The organism is Pseudarthrobacter phenanthrenivorans Sphe3 (genome assembly GCF_000189535.1).
Classification (GTDB): Bacteria; Actinomycetota; Actinomycetes; order Actinomycetales; family Micrococcaceae; genus Arthrobacter; species Arthrobacter phenanthrenivorans.
This window is the reverse complement of the sequence record NC_015145.1, coordinates 420,225-442,568: the sequence shown is the minus strand read 5'-3', so window position 1 is coordinate 442,568 and position 22,344 is coordinate 420,225. Positions and strand designations below refer to the sequence as shown.

Sequence of the window (22,344 nt, the reverse complement as noted above, 5' to 3'; positions counted from 1 at the left end):
GCAAGCCTAGCCACCTGCCGCCGCTACCTTCCTGCAAACCGTGCCAGCGGATTCGCCAGCCGCCCGGCCATCTGCAGCCCGCCGGAGGGGTCCGCCAGGTCCAGCATCTGCTGGTTGTTGCGCAGCTGGAGCCGGTTCAGGCAGGACAGGTCAAAATCCTCGGCGAACAGGTCGTGGCGGGTGAACTGCGCCGCGAGGTCCGGGTGCTGGGCCTGGTAGTCCTTGATGGCGCCGGCGACGGTGCGCCAGAACGCCTCCTGGCTGAGTTTGCCGTCCTCATCCAGCAGTGCGGCCAGGAAGCGGAAGATGCAGTCGAAGATGTCCGTGAAGACGGCCAGCGGCTTCTCCCCGTCCGGAATGTCCACCTTGATGCGTAGGACCTCTTCCGGAAGGCTGACCTTGTCCCCCATCACCACGATTTCCTCGGCAATGTCCTTCATGATGGCCCGGACAGGGACCCCGTCCTCAAGGACGAGGATCACGTTCTCGCCGTGCGGCATGAACGCCAGCTCGTACCGGAACAGGCAGTGCACCAGCGGAACCAGGTAGGCCTCGAGGTACCGCCGCAGCCACTCCGCCGGGGCCAGTCCGGACCGCTCGATGAAGGCGGAAACCATGGGCTTACCGGCGGCATCCACGTGCAGGAGCGACGCCATGGTGGCCAGCTGCTGCCCATCCTGCAGCAGTGGCAGCGGGCTTTCGCGCCACAGGGCCGAGAGCATCTTCCGGTAGGGCGAGCCCTTGGCGGAGGCGGCCTCGTAGTAGCTGTTGTGGTAGCCGATTGCGGCACGTTCACCGATCATGGCGAAGCCGCGGCGCTGGAGTGCGGCGTCGGATTCGATCAGCTTCCGCAGCCAGTCATTAATGGCGGGGGTGGCTTTCATGTAGTCCGGCGACAGTCCCCGCATGAAGCCCATGTTCAGCACGGACATGGCGGTCTTGACGTAGTGCCGGGCCGGCGCGCTGGTGTTGAAGAAGGTCCGGATGGACTGCTGCGCCTGGTAGCTGTCCATCCCCGTGCCCAGGTGCACGATTCGCTGCCCGGCGATTTCGGCCGCGAACGTGACCGTGAGCTTGTTCTCCCACTGCCAGGGGTGCACGGGCATCAGGAAGTACTGTTCCGGGATGAGGCCCCGCAGCTGCAGCCGGGCTTCGAAATCATCCAGCAACGGCCCAAGTTCGGTGTTCAGGTGCGCCCGGTAGTCCAGGCCGTGGGTGGCAGTGAAGACGGCGTGGCTGCGGTGCACGGCGATCCATTCCAGTTGCACGGGGGCAGCGCTTTCGGGGGCGAAGGCGTGGTAGTCGCTGATGCCGAAGCCCAGGCGCCCGTTGTTGGCCACGAAGCAGGGGTGGCCTTCGGTCATGCTCCGTTCGATGGCCTGGAAGTCAACGGCCGGGTCCAGTCCGCCGGTAATTCCGGCCGCAAGTTCCGCTGATGAAGGATGCCCCGCCCACTGCTTGTACGCATGGCTGGCCAGGGTGCTGCTGACCTCTTCGAGGTAGACGGGGAGCATCTGGAGGTTGATCCCCAGGGTCTCGTGGAACGCCGTGATGAACTCGAGCACGTCCAACGGGACGCCTGAACCGTCCCTGAAGCACTGGATGGAGGCAGCGTCGATGGACCAGTGGTCCAGTTCCAGGACTTTGGCGTTGAAGCGGTATTCGAGGACGCCGTCGCTGCTGCGGAGCCGGTAGGAGGCGTGTCCGGAAGCGGGCAGTTCCGGAAGGTCCACGGGCTCCGGGGCAGCCACGGGTTCGGGGGCGAGTATCCGTTCGTGGGAGAACTCGGCGAGCGCCTTCCGGAGCAGGTGCCGGTTTGCGTTGTCCCACCGGTCACGGGTGAGGTACGGGGCGGGGGCAGTGGGGACGGACAGGGCAGGATCGAACTGGATGGTCACAGTGAGGCTCCATGTGGTGCGGGGGTTCTGGTGGATTCGAGGCTGGCGGATTCGAGGCCGGTGAAGTGCAGTGCTGCGCGGGCGGCAGCGTAGCCGGTGCGGGTGCAGAAACTCAGGAGCGCCTCCTTGTCCGGAAGCGCCACCACCCCGGCAGGCTGGAAGCCCAGCCGTTCATTCAGGGCGTGGATCTTCGTGTTCCGCACGTCGGGTTCCACCACGATCCGGTCCACGCCGGGCTTGGCGAACAGCCGCTCCAGGACGGCGTCCATCACCGCCGTGGTGTAGCCGGGTTCGGGAGTGTCCCGCGGCGGCGCCACCAGCAGGTGCATTCCCAGGTCTCCGGGGAGGACCGGGTACACCGCGCCCAGCGGCGAGGACGCCGGCAGGTACTCCTCCATCAGGAAGGCGGGGACGCCGCCGTCGAGCCCCAGCAGGGCGTGATGATGGCTGCTGGCCTGGATCCTTGCGTATTCAGCCACCACGTCAGGCACGGTGGCGGACAGCATGCCCCAGAACGAGGCGTAGGGTTGCGTCACCCAGCTGTGGAGGAGCGGGGCGTCGGCCCGGGCGTCCAGGCAGCGGAAGGTGAACCTCATGCCGGCACCCCTGCCACGGCATCGGCCTGCTCTCCACGGCAGCCGGCTTTCCCGGGCTGCTGTCCATAGCCGGGGGCCCCGAACTGCTGGAACGCGATGCTCCGCTCCACCTGGTACACCTCGCGCCCCAGGATTGCCCGCAGGATGCGGGAGTTGCGGTAGGCGCCCATGCCCAGGTCCGGGGTGGCGAAGCCGTGCGTGTGCAGCTCCGCGTTCTGGACGAAGATTTCCCCAGGTTCCACGCCTGTGCTGTAGTCCCGGTCCACGGCGAACCTGCCTGCACTGTCCCGGGCGATGCGGTCCTGGATGCCTGCCAGGAAGTCCGGCTCCTGGTAGGCGTAGCCGGTGGCGAGCACCACGGCCTCGCTGTCCAGGGTGTAGTTGGATCCCTGCTCGCCGTGCGCCAGGTGCAGGGTATGGGTTCCAGCCTCGGCATTCCATGCAGCCGCGGTCAGGGTCGAGTGGGTCAGCAGTTGGGTGTCCACCAGGCCGGAGATGCTCTTGGCATAGAGGAGGTCGTAGATGGCGTCGATCAGTTCGGAGTTGATGCCCTTGTAGAGGTTCTTCTGTGTTTTGTTGAGGTGGTCTCGCTGCTGCTGCGGGAGGGCGTGGAAGTAGTCGACGTATTCTGGCGAGGTCATTTCCAGGGTCAGCTTGGTGTACTCCAGCGGGAAGAACCGGCCGGAGCGGGTGACCCAGTTCAGCCGGTAGCCGTGGGCATCCGCTTCCTGGAGCAGCTCGTAGTAGATCTCCGCGGCGCTCTGGCCGCTGCCGAGGATGGTGATGCTGCGTTGCTGCTGCAGTTCCGCCTTCCGGGCCAGGTACTCGGCGTTGTGCAGGACCACTCCCCCGCTCCCGGCGGCTGAGGCCGCGACGATACCTGCCGCAGCCTCCGGAATATAGGGGGAGGTGCCGGTGCCCAGCACCAGCCGCCGCGCCAGCAGTACCTCAGGGCCCTCCGGACCCGAGAGGGAAAGCCGGTACACGCCGTCCTTGTATGCAGTTTCCAGCACAGCTGTGCCAAAACGAGCGGCGGGCAGCTGCCCGGCCACCCACTGGCAGTACTGGTTGTACTCGGCACGGAGGGGGTAGAAGTTCTCCCGGATGTAGAAGCGGTAGAGCCTGCCGGTCTGCTTGAGGAAGTTCAGGAAAGAAAAGCGCGACGTGGGGTCGGCCAGCGTGACGAGGTCCGCCATGAAGGGTACCTGCAGGTGGGCGGGCTCCAGCATCATCCCCGGGTGCCAGTCGAAGGACCCGCGCTGGTCGAGGAAGACGCCGTCCAGCCCTGCCACGGGCTCGGCGAGCGCTGCGAGGCCCAGGTTGAAGGGGCCGACGCCGATGGCGGCGAAGTCGTGGACCTTGCCCGGGGTGGAGGTGCTCATGCCGCCGCCCCGCTTTCCACCAGTCCGGCACCGGTGCGGCGGAGGAGGCTGATGATCCCGGCGATGTCCTCGAGGGTGGCCTCGGCGTTGAGCAGGGTGAACTTGAGGTAGTGGCGGCCTGCCACCTTGGTTCCGGCCACTACGGCCTCGCCGGAGGCGAAGACGGCGGCGCGGATGGCGGGATTGAGGGCGTCTGCGGCGTCCTCGCTGAGCCGCTCGCCATTGTCCAGCCGGGGCCGGTACCGGAACACGAGAGTGCTGAGCTGCGGCGGCGCGGCGAGTTCGAAGTCGTCGTCGCGGGCGAGGAGCGAGCCCACGCGGGCGGCCAGGTCAATTGCTTCGTCGAACAGGGCGCCGATAGCGTCCGGGCCCATGATCCGGAGGGTGAGCCAGAGCTTCAGGGCGTCGAACCGGCGGGTGGTCTGGATGCTCTTGTCCACCTGGTTGGGGATCTCGGCCAGTGCCGCGCTCTCGGGATTGAGGTAGTCCGCGTAGTAGGTGATGTGGCGCAGCATGCTCCTGTCACTGACCAGGAGGGCGCTGGAACTGACCGGCTGGAAGAAGGTCTTGTGGAAGTCCACGGTAACCGAGTCGGCGAGCCGGGTTCCGTCCAGGAGGTGGCGGTAGCGGCCGGACACCATCAGCCCGCCGCCGTAGGCTGCATCCACATGGAACCAGGCCCCATGGGTGCGTGCCGGGACGGCGAGCTCGGCAAGCGGGTCCACCGCGCCGAAGTCGGTGGTGCCTGCGGTGGCCACCACCGCCATGGGGGTCAGGCCCAGGGCGCGTGCTTGGGCCAGGGCGCCGGCCAGGGCGGAAGGATCCATGCGGTGGTCCGGCGTGCACGGGACGGTGACGACGGCGTCGAATCCCAGGCCAAGCATCGAAGCCGATTTTTGGATGCTGAAGTGGCTGTCTTCCGAGGTGAAGATTCGAAGGGTGTCCAGCAGCGCCGGAAGACGGAGGCTTCTGCGGGACGGATCCTGGCGGAGCCGGGCCACCGCGTGGTTGCGGGCGATCAGCAGCGCCTGGAGGTTTGACTGGCTCCCGCCGGACGTGAAGATGCCGTCGGAGTCGCTGCCGAGGCCGAGGCGTTCTGCCGTCCAGTCAATGAGCCGTCGTTCAATCATGGTGGCGCCTGCGCTCTGGTCCCAGGTGTCCATCGACGAGTTCACCGCAGAGAGGACCGCTTCCCCAACCAGCGCCGGAATCACCACGGGGCAGTTGAGGTGTGCGGCGTACTTGGCATCGTGGAAGTAGATGGCGTCCCGCAGATAGACCTCCTCGAGCTCCTGGAGCGCGGCGGCGGTGTCCGGCAGGGGTGTTTCGAGGTCAACGGCGCCCACGCGGGCCTTCAGTTCGGAAGGCCCGGCGCCGGTGAAGGGGCGGGTGGTCCGCTCCAGCTTGGTGGCCACAGCAGTGACGCCCTGCAGCACCTGCGCTACATAGCGGGGCGAGTTCCGGGCATTGAGGAGCTGGTTCGTCGCACCCAGTGCGAGTTCCACCCGGGAGCCAAAGTCCTGGCCGTCCGGTTCGCCGAGTTCGGGATCCTGGCGGCTGGGCTCCTGCGTGTTGCACGGTTCATCCACATCCAGCTCGTCAAAACGGGGCATCAGGGGCACTGGTCTTCCTTCGGTCGGCGTTTCGGATCAACAAAGGACAGCCTTACTTAGGCTTGCCTTTTAATCAAACTTTTGTGATGTATTTGCCGAACGTGTCGGCGACATGTCGTACGAAGCCGTGAAGGACGGCCCTTGACTGGCGGGACAGGCTGTTTTGCTGCAGGATTTCCGCTTTCGAATTGCCAAGGGCACGCGGGGCCGCAAGGGCGCGGCGCAACAAGGAGTCCGCAGAACCCTTAGATGGACTCGATCCGGGGCGGGGCGGTCCCGGACTTGCCGAAGAATTAGTAAGCATGCTTTGCTTACTGGGTAAATGAACCTCCGCAAGCAGTTCGCGGCGGGGCTGCCAACGCCGGCAGTTCCGTGAAAGAAGCCCAAGGAAGAACATCATGACCACCGCAATAGACCACCAGCTTACGGCGCTTGGGGAGCCCGATACACGAGCAGCGATTTCCCTGAGCACCACCCGGCCCGCGGATATGGGCCTGCTGGACACCCTCACTACACGGGTGCACTGCCGCACCCCGATGCAGCGGGTGGACCCGCAGATACTGCCCGTCCGGCAGCCTGTGTACGTCGACGGAACCAGCGTGGTGGCCTTGGGTACCAGCGAGGTGTCCGAGCAAGTGGAAACCTACCGCTGCGCATGCGGCTTCACCATTGACGCCCCCGTCCTTAGCGGACACGCGCTCGCCAGCTGAACGGGTTGGAGTAAGCTCGCCGGCTGAACGGGCTGGACTAACGGGCTGAACCAGCCGGGCTAAGGGGCCGGGACCGGAGCGGTCCCGGCCCTTGCACGTTCCACCGCCTGGCGGGTGTCCTCCAGCACGAGGTCGGCGTTGATCGCCTCAGCGGCCTTCAGTCCTGCTGCAGCCGCCGTCATTACCTGGGCTGAGACGTCCGTGGCATTCCCCGCAGCCCACACGCCCGGGCATGAGGTTTGCCCGGAGTCATCAGCCGCCAGTCGGCTGCCCGGCCCTTCCTCGAGGCCGTCGGGCTCCAGTCCGATGGCCTGGAGCATATCGGCCTTGCTGACGGTAGCCGGGCTGACCACCAGGACCTCCAGCGGCACTGCGCTTCCGTCGTCGAAATGCACCCCCGCGAGCCGGTCATGCTGAATGTCCAGGCCCCGTACCTTGCCCTCAACCACATGGACATTCCGGGCTTCCAGCTGCTCCGCTTCCCCGGGGCTGAGCCTTATGGCACCGTTGAGCAGCAGGGTGACGTGGGGACTCCACTGGCGAAAGGTCAGCGCCTGGCGGACGGCGTGGGCATCAGCCGCCAGGACGCCCACGTTCCGGTTCCTGATTTCCCAGCCGTGGCAATAGGGACAGTAGAGCACGTCCCTGCCCCAGCGTTCGGCCACCCCGGGAAGGTCTGGAAGGTGGTCGGTGATCCCGGAAGTGATGAGCAGCCGGCGTGCGGAGCGGAATGAGCCGTCATCGAGCGAAAGCAGGAAGTTCCCGTCCTCGCGCCGTCCTGAGTTCACGTAACCTGTGACGGCCTTCCCGCCGAACTCCGCCAGCTCCCGCCGGCCAGCCTCAAGGAGCGCGTGGGGGCTCATGCCCTCACGGGTCAGGAAACCGTGCACCCCTTCTGCCTTCAGGTTCCGTTGCCCTCCGGCGTCGATCACCACCACGGAGCGCAATGCCCTCGCCAGGGCGACGCCCGCGCTCAACCCCGCCGGCCCTCCCCCAATGATCGCCACATCAAACAGCTGTTCCCGGCGGTCCATCCAGGATTCCTTCCGGTGGTGCGCAGCCCTGGGGGCACGCGAAGACAATATGCGTGCGCCCACTGCAAGACCGCGCTCAGGAGGAATTACCCGGCTCCGTTGCCCATAAAACGTGGGGCGGTTGCTTATTTGTGAAGAAGGCTCAGCTGTCGGGCCAGTCAACGCATTGTTCGTAGCCTTCATGCTTGCGCAGGTATCCGGCTATGAACGGGCAATGCGGAATGATCCGCTTTCCCGCTGCCACCACGTCGTCAAGCGCGAAGTGGGCCAGCACCCTGCCCAATCCCTGCCCCTCAAACTCCTTGGCTGTTTCTGTATGGGTGAAGTCGATGTGGCCCGGAAGGTCACGGTAGAAGGATTGGACGGCCAGCGTGCCGCCCACATGCAGCTCGTAACGGTGCTTCGCATCATTGCGCCGCACGGAGACGTCAGGGGTGAACCTATCCTCGGTGGACATCATGTTCTCGGTCATGGTTCGACACTGGCACTACTTCACCCCGCTGGCAATGCCTCCGCCCCCGCTGTCGCTCCTCGGCGATTGGCTGGCACTGCCCGGCTGCCGTGCCTGCACGCCGCGCAGAAGCAGGAGCGCAGCGAGGAAGCAGGCGGCGCCGGCAGCCAGCAATCCCAAGGTCAGGCCGCGCACCGCGCCTGCCACCAGCGGGATAAAGACAACCACGACGGCGGCGGCCACCGGCAGCGCAGGCCGATGGCGGTCCTGGAGCAGCGCCGTCGGACGTTCCTCCAGCCGGCCAAAGGCGGCAACGGCGGGGACCAGCAGGAGGACCAGGGCCACGAGGACAAGGGGCCTGGCCCACCACCACTCCGCAGTTCCCGAGGCAGGTTTGGGGACGGACGTGAGCAGCAGGAGGCCGGACATCGCCACCAGCAGCGGAAGGTGCCACAGGTACACGGTCAGGGAACGCCCGCCGGCCACCGCGAGCAGGGTGCGTACCCAACCCAGGGAGCAGAGCGGAACAAGCGCCGGCCGGGCCAGTTCGATCAGTGCAGCCTGCGCAATGCCCAGCAGGAGGAGGGTCAGGTTGGGCGGATTGAGGTTCACCAGCATGTTCCAGGAATACAACCCCAGCGCGGCGAGGAAACCGAGCAGCAGGTGAGCCCCGAGGATGACCGCCAGCAGGCGGGACCGGGAGAGCCTGGCGAAGCGGCCTTCGGCGGCGAGGAAGCCCAGCTGCTGCACCGCGCACCACAGGAACGCCAGGTTGGCGTAGGCAAGCAACGGCAGCGTTCCCCGGAGGGAGTCCACCGCCACCACCAACGCAGTGAGGGTCCCCATCGCCAGCCAGGGACTACGGGCATGGAAGGCGGCCAGGAGCGGGATGGCCAGCTGCGCCGTCAGGTATGCGGCAAGGAACCACAGCGGCATGGCCGCGCCCCCCGCCATCAACTGCACCACCTGCGGGTGCACCCCCAGCTGTCCGGCGGCCCAAAAGCCTACAGACATGGCCACCAGGAGGGCAGTGGCGGGACGGACCAGCCGCAGGAGCCGGGCGTGGATGAAGTCGGCTGCGGTCCCGCCGCCGGACTTGAGCCGTTGCCAGGACTGGAGACCGGTGGCACCGCCCGTCACGAAGAACAGCGGCATGACCATGAAGACCCAGATAACGGGCTCGAACCAGTCCTGTTCGGCAAGGGTATTGAACGTGGTGACCGTACCGTCCGGATGCAGGACCGGACTGACCATCATGGAATGTCCCACCACTACCAAGGCCAGGCTGACGAACCGGACGAGGTCCACCACTTCGTCGCGACTGCCTGCCATACCGGGCCGCGGGGCCGCCCCCTGCTCCTTTGCGCCGCCCACCATGCCTACCTAACGCACATATTTTCGCTGCTGACAGCTCCATTGTGCGCCCGGCGCGCGCTGGCGTTAAGGAGGGTAGCGGCGAAAATGAGGAGGCAACGAAAGAGGGAGGCCAGGATCATTGCCTGATCCTGGCCTCCCCCTGCTGGTATCAGCGCGTTAGCGTGGCCAGCGTGGTGGTCGCGAAGCCGCGGGCTGAGCTGTTCCAGTGGCCCAGGAGCCCCTGCAGGTTCTCGCCGTCGGCCCGGTGGCCGGGCAGCTGCTCCTGCAGGGTGGAGAGCACGCCGGTGCGGAGCTCGGTATTGAAGTTGACCTTGCCCACGTTCATGGACGCTGCCTTCACCAGCTCTTCGGCCGGAATGCCGGAGGCCCCGTGCAGGACCAGCGGAATGTGCGTGCGCACCGCGATATCCTGCAGCACGTCCCAGCGCAGCTGCGGCTCCCCCTTGTACTTGCCGTGGACGTTTCCGACGGCGACAGCCAGCAGTTCCGCGCCTGTCCGGGCCACGAAGTCCTCCACCAGGGCGGAGTCGGTCAGTCCGTCCGCTACAATTCCCGAATGGTCAGCGCCGGAACCGCCCGTGCCGGAACCGTCGGCGCCGAAGGCGCGGTCCTCGTCCCCGGCCAGCCCGCCCAGCTCGGCTTCCAGCACCACGTCGGGGCCCAGCAGCGAGCGGGCAGCCTGGACCAATGCGACGTTGTCCTCGTAAGGAAGGGACGAACCGTCGGCGAGGACGGAATCCGCCCCCGCCGCAACGGCGTCGGCCATCACCTGAAGGTCCGAGGCGTGGTCAAGCTGCACCGCCACGGGAACGGCTGCTGAGTCGGCCAGGCCGCGCAGGGCTCTGATGAGGCGCAGGCCGTTGGAGGTGGCCGCAGTCTTCGGGGCGACCAGCAGGATGACGCCCCGGCCGGCGTCCTCTGCGGCGGCCACCACGGCCAACGCAGTGGTGAACTCGTAGCAGGTGAAGGCCGGAACCGCAGATCCGTGCTGGAGGGCGGAGGTGACCAGGTGGTCGAGTCGGGTGCGCATCAGACGCCCAGGCCTCCTACCAGGATCCAGACCAGGAAGGTCAGGGCGAAGCCGGCCAGGCCCAGGATGGTGGTGAGGACAGTCCAGGTCTTCAGGCCGTCCGCCACCGAGAGACCCAGGTAGCGGGTGACGATCCAGAAACCGGAGTCGTTGACGTGGCTCAGGCCGAAGGCGCCGAACCCGATGGCGATCAGGACAAGTGCCGTCTGGATCGGCGAGAACCCGCCGTCGGCAACAGAAGCTGCCAGCAGGCCTGAGGTGGTGATAATCGCAACGGTGGCGGAACCCTGTGAGGCACGCAGGATTGCGGCGAGGATGAAGGCCATCACGATGACCGGAAGGCCGGCGGTCTGCAGCCCCTCCGCCAGTGCCTTGCCAATGCCGGAAACGGTGAGCACCTTTCCGAAGACGCCGCCGGCACCGGTGACCAGGATGACGATGGCCGTAGGCGCGAGCGCCGAATCCATGACCTCGCCGGTGTGCTGCGAGGACCAGCCGCGGCGGATGCCCAGGAAGTAGTAGGCCAGGCCCAGGGCTGTCAACAGTGCAATCAGCGGGGCGCCGATAAAGGCAGCGAGCTGGGCGGGGAACGAATCCTTGGGGAGGATGACGGCACCCACGGTGCCAACCATGATCATCAGGATGGGCAGGACGATGAGCGTGATGATCATCGCGGGGCTGGGGGCGGTCTTGACCTGCGTCTTGACGGCAACCTGGGACGTGCCCTGGGCTGCCTCCTGTTCCACCTGCGAGTTGCCGGTTCCGAACAGCCGGAACTGCTCAGCGGTGGCCGGCAGCATGGTGAATTCGCGGCGGTTGAGCTTCCGGGCAACGAAGTAACCCAGGACGCCTACGGGGATGCAGAGTACGAGGCCCAGGATGGTGGTCCAGCCGATATCGGCACCGAGGATCCCCGCGCCGCCCACGACACCGGGGTGCGGAGGAACGACGACGTGGATGGCCAGCATGATGGCGCCCACGGGCAGGCCGATCTTGACGGGATTGACGCCGGCAGCCTTGGCAAAGCCGTAGATGATGGGAATCAGGATGATGAATCCGACGTCAAAGAAGACGGGAATTGCGAGCAGGAAGGCAGCAGCCGTCAGCGCTGCGATGACCCGCTTTGGTCCGAGCAGCTGGGTGAATTTTCCGGCAAGCGACTGGGCGCCGCCGGAAATTTCGATCATCTTGCCCAGCATGGCACCGAGGCCAACCAGGATGGCCACGGAACCGAGCGTTCCGCCCATGCCTTCAGTAACGGTCTTGATGACGTCCGGAAGTGGGATCCCCGCCACGAGCGCCACGGCGACGCTGACCACAAGGAGGGCAAGGAATGCAGGAATTTTGAACTTGATGACGGCCACAAGCAGCAGGGCGACACCTGCTGCTGCTATGGCAAGAAGAGCTAATGCGCTCATCGAGTGTCTCCTTTGACATCGCTGGCTAAGCCTAGCGAGCTGGTTTTCATTGGGGGAATGCTGCGTTGGGGGAAACGCTGGGAGGTACGGCGGCGGCGGAGGGGGGGACCGCCGCCGTCGTACGTTGGGGGGGAGGTACCGCTACTTGGTGCGCTTGGTGGGGGCAACCACTTTGATGACGGCGGAGTCATCGGCGGCGGCGAGGCCCTGGGCCTGGCCCAGGAGGTAGAGCTGCTCGGCGGCGGCGGCAACGGGGGCTGCCAGCCCGGCGGTGCGGGTGGCCTTGCCCACGATGCCCATGTCTTTGACGAAGATGTCCAGGCGGGAGAGGACCTCGGCACCTTCCTCGTTGTAGGCCTCGAGGATGCGGGGGCCGCGGTTGGACAGCATGAACGAGCCGGCAGCCCCGGCTTCGAGGGCGGCGAGGGTCTTGGCCTGGTCCAGTCCCAGCGCGTCTGCGAGGGCCATCGCTTCTGCAGCGGCGGCGATGTGGACTCCGCAGAGCAGTTGGTTGACGGTCTTGAGGGCCTGGCCGTCGCCGGGCTTGTCGCCCACCACGGTGAGGGTGGAGGCCAGCAGTTCCAGGGCCGGAGCAGCCTTTTTGCGGGCTTCGGGGGAAGCGCCGACGACGATCAGCAGGTCGCCTTCGCCGGCGCGCTTGGGGCCGCCGGACAGCGGGGCGTCCACGAGGTCCACGCCGTATTCAGCCAGTTTGGCCACGGTGGCGGGGATGGCTTCGGTGCCAACGGTGCTGCCCAGGATGACGACGGCGCCCGGCTCCAGCACGGAGGCCACGCCGTTCCCGCCGAAGAGGACGTCGTTGAGCTGTTCGCCGTTGCGGACGGCCAGCAGGACGGCATCGGCGCCCTTGGCGGCTTCGCGGGCGGAGGCGAAGGTGGCGATGCCGGCTTCCTCCGCGAGCTTGAGGCGGGCTTCAGCGATGTCGAAGCCATGGACGGTCAGCTGGGAGGCCAGGCGGGTGGCCATGGGCAGGCCCATGGCGCCGAGGCCCAGGACGGTGACGGTGTAGTTGCTGGTCATGGTGTTCTCCTGTGAACGGTCAGAAAGTGGCGCTGAGCTTGCGGGTGACGTCGGCCAGGGACTGGTCGTCCCCCACGTTGCCGGCGAAGACGATGTACGGAATGCCCTTGGCGGTCCCGTCCACGGGCTCCCAGAGCGAGACAATGCCCGGCAGCATGGGTCCGCGGACAATGGCGTGGCGGATTTCCAGGCCGTGCGCGGCGACATCCGAGGAGGTGATGCCGCCCTTGGCGATGACGAACCGCGGCGGGAAAGTCTTCAGGGTGCGGTTCACAACGGCGACGACGGCGGCGGATACAGTGCGCGCGATCCGCAGGCTTTCGGCGGGGTCATCTGTCTTGATGAGAAGGCGGCTGGTGTGGACGATGACGTCGCCGCTGTGAAGGGCCTCGACGACGGTATCGACGGTCTGATCCAGGTGGGCGTCCGCATCCGGGCCGAGGAGCTTTTCGACGTCGATCTCAACGATGCGGGCGGAGCTGTGCTGTTCCGTCAGCACCTTGAGCTGGCGGGTGGTGACGCCGACGTGGGATCCGACGACGATGAGGCCGCCGGCCTCGGAGGGGGTGTTGCCGGCGTAGGCCTCGGCACCGCTGAGTTCGGCGCGGATTTCCTGGCCGATCCGGGCACGGACGAACGGCGGGCCCACGCGGTAAAGGAGCTTCTTGCCGCGCCGCTCAGCTTCTTCCAGGCCGAGGGACAGTGCGCGCAGGTCGTTTTCGGTCACGATGTCCGCAACGATCGGGGTGGAATCCGAGGCAGCGTCGATGGCATCGGCGATGGCGCCGGCTGAGACGGCGGGGTCCTGGGCGGCTGCGCCGGCCCGGATGATGTTCAGGTCCAGCACGATTACGGACTCCGGCGCGAAACGCCCCCGGGACTTCTCTGCAACGTAGTCGGCCATCACGGAGGTGGTGAAACCGAAGGTGGCATCCTTGGCGAATTCCGTCTCGGACACCGCGGTAAGGGTTCCGGCTGCGTCCCCGGTGCCGCGCATGTAGTGGACACCGCCAATGGTGACCCGCCCGGCGTCCGGGAAGGCAGGGACCAGCACAACGCCGTCGGTCTTTTCCCCGCTGACATCGGCCACGGTGGCGGCGATGACGTCCGGCTCGAGCGGGTAGTGGCCGCGGAGGGTGGAATCGCTGCGGCTGACGAAGCCAAGGCTCAGGTCCCCGGGAGACCCCGCCGCGGTGAGCGCGTTGCGCACCACCTCTTCATTGCGGGCAGCGGCTTCAGCAGGGTCCAGGCTGCGGGTATTGGTCAGGACATAAACGGCCGGCTTGGACTGACCGAAGGCCCAGATGAAGTCCTCGACGTCCCAGCGGGTGAGCACAGGCAGATCTGCCACGGACTGCGTTCCGGTGGGGTCGTCGTCGAGCACGACCAGTACGCGCGGGGTTTCCGCGTTGGCGGCGGCCAGGGTGCCGGCCACCAGTTCGGCGGGAATCGGGACCTCGGCCGGGTAGGCGGCCAGAACGTCTGCTTCAAGCGTCACTGTGCACTCCATTGTGTGTGAACCCGTTACACGGATCCGGTGGTAAGTGGAACTGTAAGATGTCTGACATCTTGCATTTGATTGCTAGTGTGGCACAGGACATAACGACGCGCAAGTAGACTTGTCAGACATATCCAATGAGGGAGCAACGGGGGCAGCATGGCGAGGCAATCACTGGTGGGCCAGGTGGCGGACGAGCTCCTGGACCGCATCATTGCCGGTGAGTTCCCACCCGGCGCCACCGTCCCCGGAGAGCATGAGCTCAGCGCCCGGCATGAGGTCAGCCGGATGACGGTCCGCGAGGCCATGAAGACGCTCCAGGCGCAACGGATCCTGAGCGTCGAGCGGGGCCGCGGCACTTTCGTGAACCCCCTCAATCGCTGGGCCTCGCTGGAGGCCGTTTTGCGCGCCGCCTCCGAGGGCAAGAATGAGGCTGATGCCTCCATCCAGCTCATCGAACTGCGGCGCATGCTGGAAACCGGCGCGTGCGAACTGGCGGCGGGAAGGATCAGCGACGCCGACATCCAGACATTGTTTGGCTATGTGGCTGCGATGCGTGCCGCCCACGAGGTCAATGACGTGGCTGCATTCGTGGACGCGGACCTGGCGTTCCATGACCTGATCCTGCACGCCTCCGAAAACGTCTTTGTGGCCGTGCTGTTCGAGCCGCTGCACCGGGTACTGGAAAAGCGCCGCACTGAAACGTCGGCTGTGCGTGAGATCCAGGAGCATGCCATCGGGCACCACCAGAACATCGCCGAGGCGCTGGAATCCCGCGATCCCGTGCGCTCTCGGCAGGCCATGGATGCCCATATGCAGCAGACTCTTGATGACCTCAGGAACCTGGTCCTCGAGGCGAAGTAGCAGCCGGCGCTTGTTTCCGCGTGAAGGGAACTTCCCCAATAAGGGCTGGTCAACGCTCCGCGAGTGCTACTAGTCTTCAAGGACCGCCCGCAACCGGGAGCAACGTTGATCACGAGGAGCGAAGTTGGCCAATCACACGTACAGCATTTCTGAAATCGTCGGCACATCCACTCAGGGCGTGGACGATGCAGTCCGCAACGGGATAGCCAAAGCATCCCAGACTCTTCGCAACCTTGACTGGTTTGAGGTCAAGGAAATCCGGGGCCACCTGGCAGAGGGCAACATCGCCGACTGGCAGGTCACCATCAAGATCGGTTTCCGGCTGGAAGAACACTAGCTGGCTCCAGTCCACCTGACCCGCAGCAGACGTCGCGAAACCTGTTTCCACACGTCAGCTGCGGGTCAGTTGGCGCTTAAAGGGGACCTAGTTGGCTGAAACGGCGCCAGCCGACCGGCGACGCCATACGGTAGGAACGCCGTCGAACGCGGGAAACACGTGTCCTTCAAAGAAGGACAGCACCGTGTGCGGGTCGTGGTCAGGACTCCACAGGCCGGAGGCGGGGCAGTGGGAGCCAGTGGCTGTGGAGGGGGCACCCGCGGCCGCAGCCTGGCGTTCCTTGAGCAGTGCGATGCGTTTCATCGTTGAGACCATCCTTGGTGGAGAAAACCTGGTTCCTCCAGCCTATGAAAAGTGCAGTCTTCCCCCAATGGGCTCGTGGCCATAATTGGGCGCTCCTGCTGGACAAAAGTACAACGGCTCCGGCGGCTGTCACTCCCTGGTTTCCGCAGTAGCCGGGGACGAGTTTCGGCCGAATTCCCGTTCGACCGCCGGTCCGGGCGCTCCCAAGCTGCCGAGGAGTGCAAGGGCATCGGCCGACGGCGAACCTGCCCGGGCGGAATACAGCCTGAGCGTCTGGTCAGGATCGTCCGGGAGGGCGAGGTTTTCAAAGTTCAGCTCCAGGTCCCCCACTGCAGGATGGTGCAGCCGCACGCTTCCTGCCGACCGCGTGGCCACCCGATGCCCCGCCCACCATTGGCGGAAGTGCTCGCTGTGCACCGCGAGCTCGCCCACCAAGTGGTTTGCCTGGGCATCGTTCGGGTGCCGGCCCACGTCCAGCCTTAAGGCTCCGGCGGCTTCCGCCGCGACTGTTTTCCAGTCGCGGAAGAGATCGCGGGCAGAGGGATCAAGAATGAGCCAGCGGGTCAGGTTCCGTTCAGCGGCAGGCAGTGCGGCAAAGTCGGTGAACAGCAGGAAGGCCATCCTGTTTCCGGCGAGGACATCACTGCGCCGGCCCAAGACCATGGCCGGCACATCGCCCATGCCGTCCATGAGTTGGCGAAGCGCCGGACGGACAGCCTGCGCCACCGGAGCGCCGGACCTCGCGGATCCGGCACAGTTTTCCAGCAGGTCCATCATGTGCGCGTGCTCGCTGCCATCCAACCTCAACGCCCTCGACACGGCTTCAAGGACCGTCCTCGAAGGATGGATGTTCCGGCCCTGCTCCAGTCTGACGTAGTAGTCGGTACTGACTCCCGCCAGCCGTGCAACTTCCTCGCGGCGGAGGCCCGGAACCCTGCGGGCACCGGAGGTGGGCCCCGCGCCGGCATCCTCTGGGCTTAGGCGGGACCGCATGGCTTTGAGGAATTTTCCGAACTCGGCGCTTTGACCCATGGAGACCATTGTGCCCGGCATGGTGGTTCGCTTCTACAACGAAGGTAGGACTGGGAGTCCTAGGAAAAACAGAATCAGGTTCTACTGCTGACTTCCCGGCCAAAAGTGCATAGGCTCGAAAGCGAGCCAGCGGAAACCGCTTTCTCCTGTCGAGCCACCGGCACCCACACCCCAGCACGTTTCAAGGAGCCCTAATGTCAGAGCTGACACTGAACAATGGCGTCACCATCCCGCAACTCGGTTTCGGTGTGTTCCAAGTGCCGCCGGAAGATACCCAGCGGACCGTGGAGGACGCCCTCGAGGCCGGTTACCGCCACATTGACACGGCTGCGGCCTACCGCAACGAAGCTGGAGTAGGGGCAGCCATCGCCGCCACGGGTATTCCCCGTGAGGATATTTTCATCACCACCAAGCTCCGCAACGGCGAGCAGGACCGGGCCCAGGAGGCGTTCCAGAACAGCCGCAAGGCACTGGGCCTGGACTACGTCGACCTCTACCTCATCCATTGGCCGGTTCCCTCCCAGGATCTGTACGTGCAGGCCTGGAAGGAGATGGAGCGGCTCTACGAGAACAAGCAGATCCGTGCTATTGGTGTCTCCAACTTCCTGGCCGACCACCTGGACAACCTACTGGGGTCAGCGGAAATCGTCCCTGCCGTGAACCAGATCGAACTGCACCCCAGCTACCAGCAGGCGGAACTGGCGGACAAGTGCCGGAAACTCGGTATTGCAGTGGAGGCCTACAGCCCCCTGGGCCGTGGCGCGGACCTGAACGGCAATGCAGTAACCAGCATCGCGAACGCCCACAATGCCACCACCGCCCAGGTGGTGATCGCGTGGCACCTGGCAGCAGGAAACATCGTCATACCGAAGTCCAGCCAGCCTGCCCGCATCCGCGAAAACTTCGCCGCCTCAACACTCACCCTCTCAGGCGAGGAGCTCGCCGCCATTACCGCACTTGAGTCGGGAGCGCGCCAAGGCTCCGATCCCGCAGTGGCCGCCTTCACCCAGATGTAGTTTCGACAGGCTGCACCACCGAAAGGATTCACCAATGCAGTACACCCACCTGGGCCGCTCCGGCCTCCAAGTCTCCCGGCTCTGCCTCGGCACCATGAACTTCGGCCCGCAGACCGAGGAGTCCGACGCGCACGCAATCATGGACTCAGCCCACGCGAACGGCATCAACTTCTTCGACACCGCAAACGTGTACGGCGGCGCCGGCCACCGCGGCTGGACCGAGGAAATCATCGGCCGGTGGTTCGCCAAGGGCGGTGAGCGCCGCGAGCACACCGTCCTCGCCACCAAGCTGTACGGCACCATGACGGACCGGCCCAATGAGTCCAAACTGTCGGCGCTGAACATCCGCCGTGCGCTGGACGCCAGCCTTAAGCGGCTGCAGACGGACTACATCGACATCTACCAGTTCCACCACATCGACCGGAACACCCCGTGGGACGAGATCTGGCAGGCAGTGGAAGTGGCCGTCCAGCAGGGCAAGATCCTCTACTCAGGCAGCAGCAACTTTGCGGGCTGGCACATTGCCCAGGCGCAGGAAGCCGCCGGCAATCGGAACTACACGGGCCTGGTCAGCGAGCAGTCCATCTACAACCTGTTCATGCGCCAAGTGGAACTGGAAGTGATCCCGGCCGCTCAGCAGTACGGGCTGGGACTCATCCCTTGGTCCCCGCTTCAGGGCGGACTCCTGGGCGGGGTGCTGAAGAAAGAGCGCGACGGCGTCCGGCGCACCGAGGGGCGGGCTGCGGAAACGCTCAAGAAGCACGAAGGCCAGATCCGGCAGTACGAGGACTTTGCCGACGAGCTGGGCCACGAACCCGGCGACATCGCCCTCGCCTGGCTCCTGCACCAGCCCGCCGTCACGGCGCCCATCGTGGGGCCGCGGACGCAGGAACAGCTCGATTCCGCGATCCGGGCCCTGGACGTCACGCTCGACGCCGACGCCCTCAAGCGGCTCGACGACATCTTCCCCGGCCACAAGACGGCGCCGGAGGACTACGCGTGGTGAACCCCAGCGCGGAAACCGATCAGGTGGCGCCCAGAAGCATCCTCTTCGTCGGCGGCACCGGGGTCATCAGCACTGCGGCAGCAGAACGCGCCGTGGCACTGGGACACCGGCTGACTATCCTCAACCGGGGCCGGTCCACGAGGCCGGCCCCGGAAGGGGTGGAAATCCTCCCCGCGGACGTACGGGACGCCTCCGCGGTACGCGCTGCCCTGGCAGGACGGACTTTCGACGCCGTTGCGGACTTCATTACCTACACGCCGGACCAGGCCAAGGCCAACCTGGACCTCTTCACCGGCCGGGCAGGCCAGTATGTCTTCATCAGCTCCGCCTCCGCTTACCAGAAGCCGCCCACCCTGCTTCCGATCCGCGAGTCCACGCCCCTGAAGAACCCGTTTTGGCAGTACTCCCGGGACAAGATTGCGTGCGAGGAACTGTTCTACGCGGCCTACCGGGAACAGGATTTCCCGCTCACCGTGGTGCGCCCGTCGCACACCTATGACCGCACCAAGATCGCCATGGTGGGCGGCTGGACTGACATTCACCGGATGCGGGCCGGGTTGCCCGTCCTGGTCCACGGGGACGGCACTTCACTGTGGACCCTGACCCACAGCCGCGACTTCGCCAAAGGGTTCGTGGGGCTGCTGGGCCGGCCCCAGGCAGTGGGTGAGAGCTACACCATCACCTCCGATGAGTTCCTGCCCTGGAACCAGATTTACCAACTGTTCGCCCGGGCGGCCGGTGTGGCAGAACCGGAACTGGTGCATGTGGCGTCAGAAACCATCGCCGCCTGCAGTGAGGACCTGGGAGCGAACCTGCTGGGCGACCGCTCACACTCGGTGGTGTTCGACAACTCCAAGATCAAGTCCTTGGTCCCGGACTACTGCGCCACCATCCCCTTTGCTGACGGAGCCCGTGAAATCCTGGCCTGGCATGACGGACACCCCGAGCTGCAGATGGTGGACCAGGATTACATGGAGTTGAGTGACCGGCTGATCAAGTGGGCCCGCAGCCGCGCGTAAAGACAGCCTCTGGGCAGCCAGCGGCCCACCAATCTACAACGTTCTAAATACCTTCTTTTCACGGCGGCCGCAAGGCTTGTTTTGTCCTGCCCACCGCCGCTAAGTTACTGAGGAAGCGTTTTCCCGTCCTCGATTTGAAAGGATTCATTGATGAATCCGCAGCGTACTCCCGCACGCCTGCTGTCGGTCACCGCCGTCGGTATCGCCCTCACCTTCAGCTGCCTCGCTGCCCCGGCCTCCGCCGTCGAACGTTCTCCCAAGCCTGGTGCCCCAGGCGTCCAGCTGGACCACCTGGACCGCGGACTGGTGGCGGCCAAGACCTCCGAGGGCGTCTTCCTCAGCTGGCGCCTGCTCGGCCATGAGGCTACCGGTTCCTCCGCCACCGGCCTCACCGGAACCAACTTCAATGTCTACCGGGACGGCCAGAGGCTGGCCACCGTCACGGACAGCACCAACTTCCTGGACCCCGCTGGAACCGCGGCGTCGGAATACCAGGTGCGGGCCGTCGTCGGCGGCGTTGAGCTGGACGAAAGCGCAGCAGCCACCCCCTGGGGCGGAAGCTTCAAGGACATCCCGCTGAAGAAGCCGGCAGACGGCGTCACCCCTGCCGGCCAGGCCTACACCTACAATGCCAATGACGCCTCAGTGGGCGACGTGGACGGCGACGGCCAGTACGAGTTCATCGTGAAATGGGATCCGAACAACTCCAAGGACGTCTCCCAGATCGGCTACACCGGCAACACGTACGTGGACACCTACACGGCGGACGGCACGCTGCTACACCGGATCGACCTCGGAGTAAACATCCGCTCAGGCGCCCACTACACCCAGCTTCTCGTCAACGACTTCGACGGCGACGGCCGGGCGGAAATGATGATGAAAACGGCTCCCGGCACCAAAAGCACAAGCTTCAACTCCGATGGCTCGGTTGCTTCCGAGAACTTCATTTCGCTGCTGCAGTCAGACACCTACGCCGGCTACTCCAACTCCGACGATTACCGGATGAGCGCCGCGGACTACTACCAGCATATGGTCAGGACGTTCCAAGGCTGGACCGAGCACCCGGAGGTGAAGGCCGGCAACTGGCCGGCAACCTTGGAACAAGCCTTCGGCATCGCCCCGAAGTACCAGTACCCCTTGTCCCAGAGCGACGCGGAGGCCCTGACGGACTACTTCATAGACGTCTACGCCCCGTCACGCAGCGCACGCAACAACCTCCGCACCTTCGAAGGGTTTATTGTCTCCGGCCCCGAATACCTCTCGGTGTTCGACGGCGCCAGCGGCAAGGAGCTGAAGACCGTTGCCTACGAGCCCGGACGGCACGACGACGGTCTGATGTGGGGCGACTATGCGATGTCCCGCATCGAACCCGGCAACCGGGTGGACAGGTTTCTCGCAGGCGTCGCATATCTTGACGGCAAGAAGCCGGCGGCGGTCTTCGCCCGCGGCTATTACACGCGCAGCACCCTGGCGGCCTACACCTGGGACGGTGCCAACCTTTCCCCCGTATGGAACGTGGATTCCGGCTGGACCCCCATGACCAACCCGTTCAACGACGGCCCGCACGGCCGCAACGGCACGGATCCGGAGTTCGGAACGCTTACCACCCAGGGGTTCCATTCCCTCAGCGCCTCTGACGTTGACGGCGACGGCAAGCAGGAAATCGTCTACGGTTCCGCCACGATCGACGACGACGGCTCGCTCCTCTACAGTTCCTTCGACACCCTGCCCGCCGGTAGCGCCACACCCGGCGAGGAAGCACGCCTGGGCCACGGCGACGCCATGCACGTCACGGACATCGACCCCAACCGCCCCGGCAAGGAGATCTTCACCGTTCATGAGGGCGGCACTTATGCACCCTACGGCTACGCCATGCGCGACGCGGCCACGGGTGATGTGCTTTTCGGCGCGTACTCAGGGAGGGACACAGGCCGCGGCATGATCGGTGACGTCGACCCCACCGTTCCCGGCATCGAAAACTGGGCCGTTGGCATGCAGTCGGCAGATGGTGACAAGCTCTCCACGTCCGCTCCGGGTACCAACATGAGCATCAAGTGGGCAGCAGACATGACCACGCAGATCATCAACGGCTCCGGGGAACAGACGCCGACTATCGACTACTGGAAGCGTGGCCGGCTACTGACCGCAACGGACACCCGCACCAATAACGGCACCAAGGGCACCCCCAGCCTCGTAGCGGACGTCGTTGGTGACTGGCGCGAGGAAATGCTGGTGCGGACAGCGGACAGCTCCGCACTGCGGATGTACCTCAGCACCGAGGTGACCAACCACAAGCTCTACACCCTGATGCACGACCCGCAGTACCGCGCCGAGGTGGCCCGGCAGAACACCAGCTACAACCAGCCCTCCTACACGGACTTCTACTTCGCCTCGGACATGGATTTTGCCGGTGTCCCACTGCGGGCTGCATGGCTGCCGGGCAGCGTGAAGGCGCTGGAGCACGTGGTAGAGGACCTCGTGGAGTCCGGCGATATCGCGGGGCCGGTGGGCAGCCAACTAACGGCCAGCGTGCAGCAGGCGGCAAAAGCTGTGGACGACGGCGATGCCGCCAAGGCAGCCCAGGCCATCCAGCGCTTCGTGGACTTCCTCGCGCAGCAGAAGGGGCCGGATGCCGTATCGGACACCGCCAGGGTGTCCTTGGAGTACAACGCGGAAAATATTCTGCAGGCTTTCGGAAGCTAGGAGCATCTGACGGAGA

The 22,344-nt window shown here is 65.5% G+C and carries 20 protein-coding genes; 7 read left to right on the top strand and 13 right to left on the bottom strand.

Annotation, left to right across the window (positions count from 1 at the left end):
- Nucleotides 1–23 precede the first annotated feature (23 nt).
- Genes ASPHE3_RS02085 through ASPHE3_RS02070 form a run of 4 tightly spaced genes read right to left on the bottom strand, consistent with a single transcriptional unit; the run spans nucleotide 24 to nucleotide 5,489 of the window.
- A complete protein-coding gene (locus tag ASPHE3_RS02085; protein WP_013599577.1) occupies nucleotides 24–1,898 on the bottom strand; it encodes an IucA/IucC family protein in 1,875 nt (624 codons plus the stop codon).
- A complete protein-coding gene (locus tag ASPHE3_RS02080) occupies nucleotides 1,895–2,494 on the bottom strand; it encodes a GNAT family N-acetyltransferase (protein ID WP_013599576.1) in 600 nt (199 codons plus the stop codon). The genes ASPHE3_RS02085 and ASPHE3_RS02080 overlap by 4 nt, the downstream gene beginning before the upstream one ends.
- Nucleotides 2,491–3,876, bottom strand: a complete 1,386-nt coding sequence (locus ASPHE3_RS02075; RefSeq protein ID WP_013599575.1) for a lysine N(6)-hydroxylase/L-ornithine N(5)-oxygenase family protein — start codon at nucleotides 3,874–3,876, stop codon at nucleotides 2,491–2,493. Before ASPHE3_RS02075 ends, ASPHE3_RS02080 begins: the two co-directional genes overlap by 4 nt.
- On the bottom strand, nucleotides 3,873–5,489 hold the full coding sequence (locus ASPHE3_RS02070; RefSeq protein WP_081459881.1) for a pyridoxal phosphate-dependent decarboxylase family protein: 1,617 nt from the start codon (nucleotides 5,487–5,489) through the stop codon (nucleotides 3,873–3,875). The genes ASPHE3_RS02075 and ASPHE3_RS02070 overlap by 4 nt, the downstream gene beginning before the upstream one ends.
- A 398-nt stretch (nucleotides 5,490–5,887) precedes the next feature.
- Between ASPHE3_RS02070 and ASPHE3_RS02065 the strand changes: the two genes are divergently transcribed.
- Complete coding sequence (locus ASPHE3_RS02065) at nucleotides 5,888–6,199, top strand: hypothetical protein (protein ID WP_013599573.1); 312 nt, start codon at nucleotides 5,888–5,890, stop codon at nucleotides 6,197–6,199.
- A gap of 59 nt (nucleotides 6,200–6,258) precedes the next feature.
- Here the strand turns inward: ASPHE3_RS02065 and ASPHE3_RS02060 are convergent, their stop codons facing one another.
- From ASPHE3_RS02060 to ASPHE3_RS02030, 7 genes are all read right to left on the bottom strand, one after another.
- Complete coding sequence (locus tag ASPHE3_RS02060; protein WP_013599572.1) at nucleotides 6,259–7,233, bottom strand: NAD(P)/FAD-dependent oxidoreductase; 975 nt, start codon at nucleotides 7,231–7,233, stop codon at nucleotides 6,259–6,261.
- Between the two features lie 142 nt (nucleotides 7,234–7,375).
- Nucleotides 7,376–7,705 carry a GNAT family N-acetyltransferase gene (locus tag ASPHE3_RS02055; protein ID WP_013599571.1) on the bottom strand — a complete coding sequence of 110 codons (330 nt, stop codon included), beginning with the start codon at nucleotides 7,703–7,705 and terminating at the stop codon, nucleotides 7,376–7,378.
- A gap of 15 nt (nucleotides 7,706–7,720) precedes the next feature.
- Nucleotides 7,721–9,016, bottom strand: a complete 1,296-nt coding sequence (locus ASPHE3_RS02050; protein ID WP_148258069.1) for an acyltransferase family protein — start codon at nucleotides 9,014–9,016, stop codon at nucleotides 7,721–7,723.
- Nucleotides 9,017–9,209: 193 nt separating this feature from the next.
- Complete coding sequence (locus ASPHE3_RS02045; RefSeq protein WP_013599569.1) at nucleotides 9,210–10,091, bottom strand: class II fructose-bisphosphate aldolase; 882 nt, start codon at nucleotides 10,089–10,091, stop codon at nucleotides 9,210–9,212.
- Nucleotides 10,091–11,509, bottom strand: coding sequence for a GntP family transporter (locus ASPHE3_RS02040; RefSeq protein WP_013599568.1), 1,419 nt, complete (start codon nucleotides 11,507–11,509; stop codon nucleotides 10,091–10,093). The genes ASPHE3_RS02045 and ASPHE3_RS02040 overlap by 1 nt, the downstream gene beginning before the upstream one ends.
- 141 nt (nucleotides 11,510–11,650) lie before the next feature.
- Nucleotides 11,651–12,550, bottom strand: a complete 900-nt coding sequence (locus ASPHE3_RS02035) for an NAD(P)-dependent oxidoreductase (RefSeq protein WP_013599567.1) — start codon at nucleotides 12,548–12,550, stop codon at nucleotides 11,651–11,653.
- Between the two features lie 19 nt (nucleotides 12,551–12,569).
- The gene (locus ASPHE3_RS02030; protein WP_041651875.1) at nucleotides 12,570–14,048 is read right to left on the bottom strand and encodes a four-carbon acid sugar kinase family protein; all 1,479 of its coding nucleotides are present in this window, start codon (nucleotides 14,046–14,048) and stop codon (nucleotides 12,570–12,572) included.
- Nucleotides 14,049–14,207: 159 nt separating this feature from the next.
- Between ASPHE3_RS02030 and ASPHE3_RS02025 the strand changes: the two genes are divergently transcribed.
- Together ASPHE3_RS02025 and ASPHE3_RS02020 are read left to right on the top strand one after the other, a co-directional pair.
- A complete protein-coding gene (locus ASPHE3_RS02025; RefSeq protein WP_013599565.1) occupies nucleotides 14,208–14,912 on the top strand; it encodes a FadR/GntR family transcriptional regulator in 705 nt (234 codons plus the stop codon).
- Between the two features lie 124 nt (nucleotides 14,913–15,036).
- Nucleotides 15,037–15,249, top strand: a complete 213-nt coding sequence (locus ASPHE3_RS02020; protein WP_013599564.1) for a dodecin — start codon at nucleotides 15,037–15,039, stop codon at nucleotides 15,247–15,249.
- Between the two features lie 87 nt (nucleotides 15,250–15,336).
- Here the strand turns inward: ASPHE3_RS02020 and ASPHE3_RS02015 are convergent, their stop codons facing one another.
- Together ASPHE3_RS02015 and ASPHE3_RS02010 are read right to left on the bottom strand one after the other, a co-directional pair.
- Entirely contained in the window at nucleotides 15,337–15,552 is a 216-nt protein-coding gene (locus tag ASPHE3_RS02015) for a hypothetical protein (RefSeq protein ID WP_013599563.1), read from the bottom strand.
- Nucleotides 15,553–15,681: 129 nt separating this feature from the next.
- Nucleotides 15,682–16,584 carry a helix-turn-helix transcriptional regulator gene (locus ASPHE3_RS02010; RefSeq protein WP_041652484.1) on the bottom strand — a complete coding sequence of 301 codons (903 nt, stop codon included), beginning with the start codon at nucleotides 16,582–16,584 and terminating at the stop codon, nucleotides 15,682–15,684.
- Between the two features lie 194 nt (nucleotides 16,585–16,778).
- On the opposite strand from ASPHE3_RS02010, the gene ASPHE3_RS02005 reads away from it, so the two are divergent.
- The 4 genes from ASPHE3_RS02005 (at nucleotide 16,779) to ASPHE3_RS01990 (ending at nucleotide 22,328) form a co-directional block, all read left to right on the top strand.
- A complete protein-coding gene (locus ASPHE3_RS02005; RefSeq protein WP_013599561.1) occupies nucleotides 16,779–17,600 on the top strand; it encodes an aldo/keto reductase in 822 nt (273 codons plus the stop codon).
- A 34-nt stretch (nucleotides 17,601–17,634) separates the two neighbouring features.
- Nucleotides 17,635–18,606: an aldo/keto reductase gene (locus ASPHE3_RS02000; RefSeq protein ID WP_013599560.1), complete on the top strand. Its 972-nt coding sequence runs from the start codon at nucleotides 17,635–17,637 to the stop codon at nucleotides 18,604–18,606.
- The gene (locus tag ASPHE3_RS01995; RefSeq protein ID WP_013599559.1) at nucleotides 18,600–19,625 is read left to right on the top strand and encodes an SDR family oxidoreductase; all 1,026 of its coding nucleotides are present in this window, start codon (nucleotides 18,600–18,602) and stop codon (nucleotides 19,623–19,625) included. Before ASPHE3_RS02000 ends, ASPHE3_RS01995 begins: the two co-directional genes overlap by 7 nt.
- Nucleotides 19,626–19,775: 150 nt before the next feature.
- Nucleotides 19,776–22,328 carry a rhamnogalacturonan lyase gene (locus tag ASPHE3_RS01990; protein WP_013599558.1) on the top strand — a complete coding sequence of 851 codons (2,553 nt, stop codon included), beginning with the start codon at nucleotides 19,776–19,778 and terminating at the stop codon, nucleotides 22,326–22,328.
- The last annotated feature ends 16 nt before the right edge of the window (nucleotides 22,329–22,344 follow it).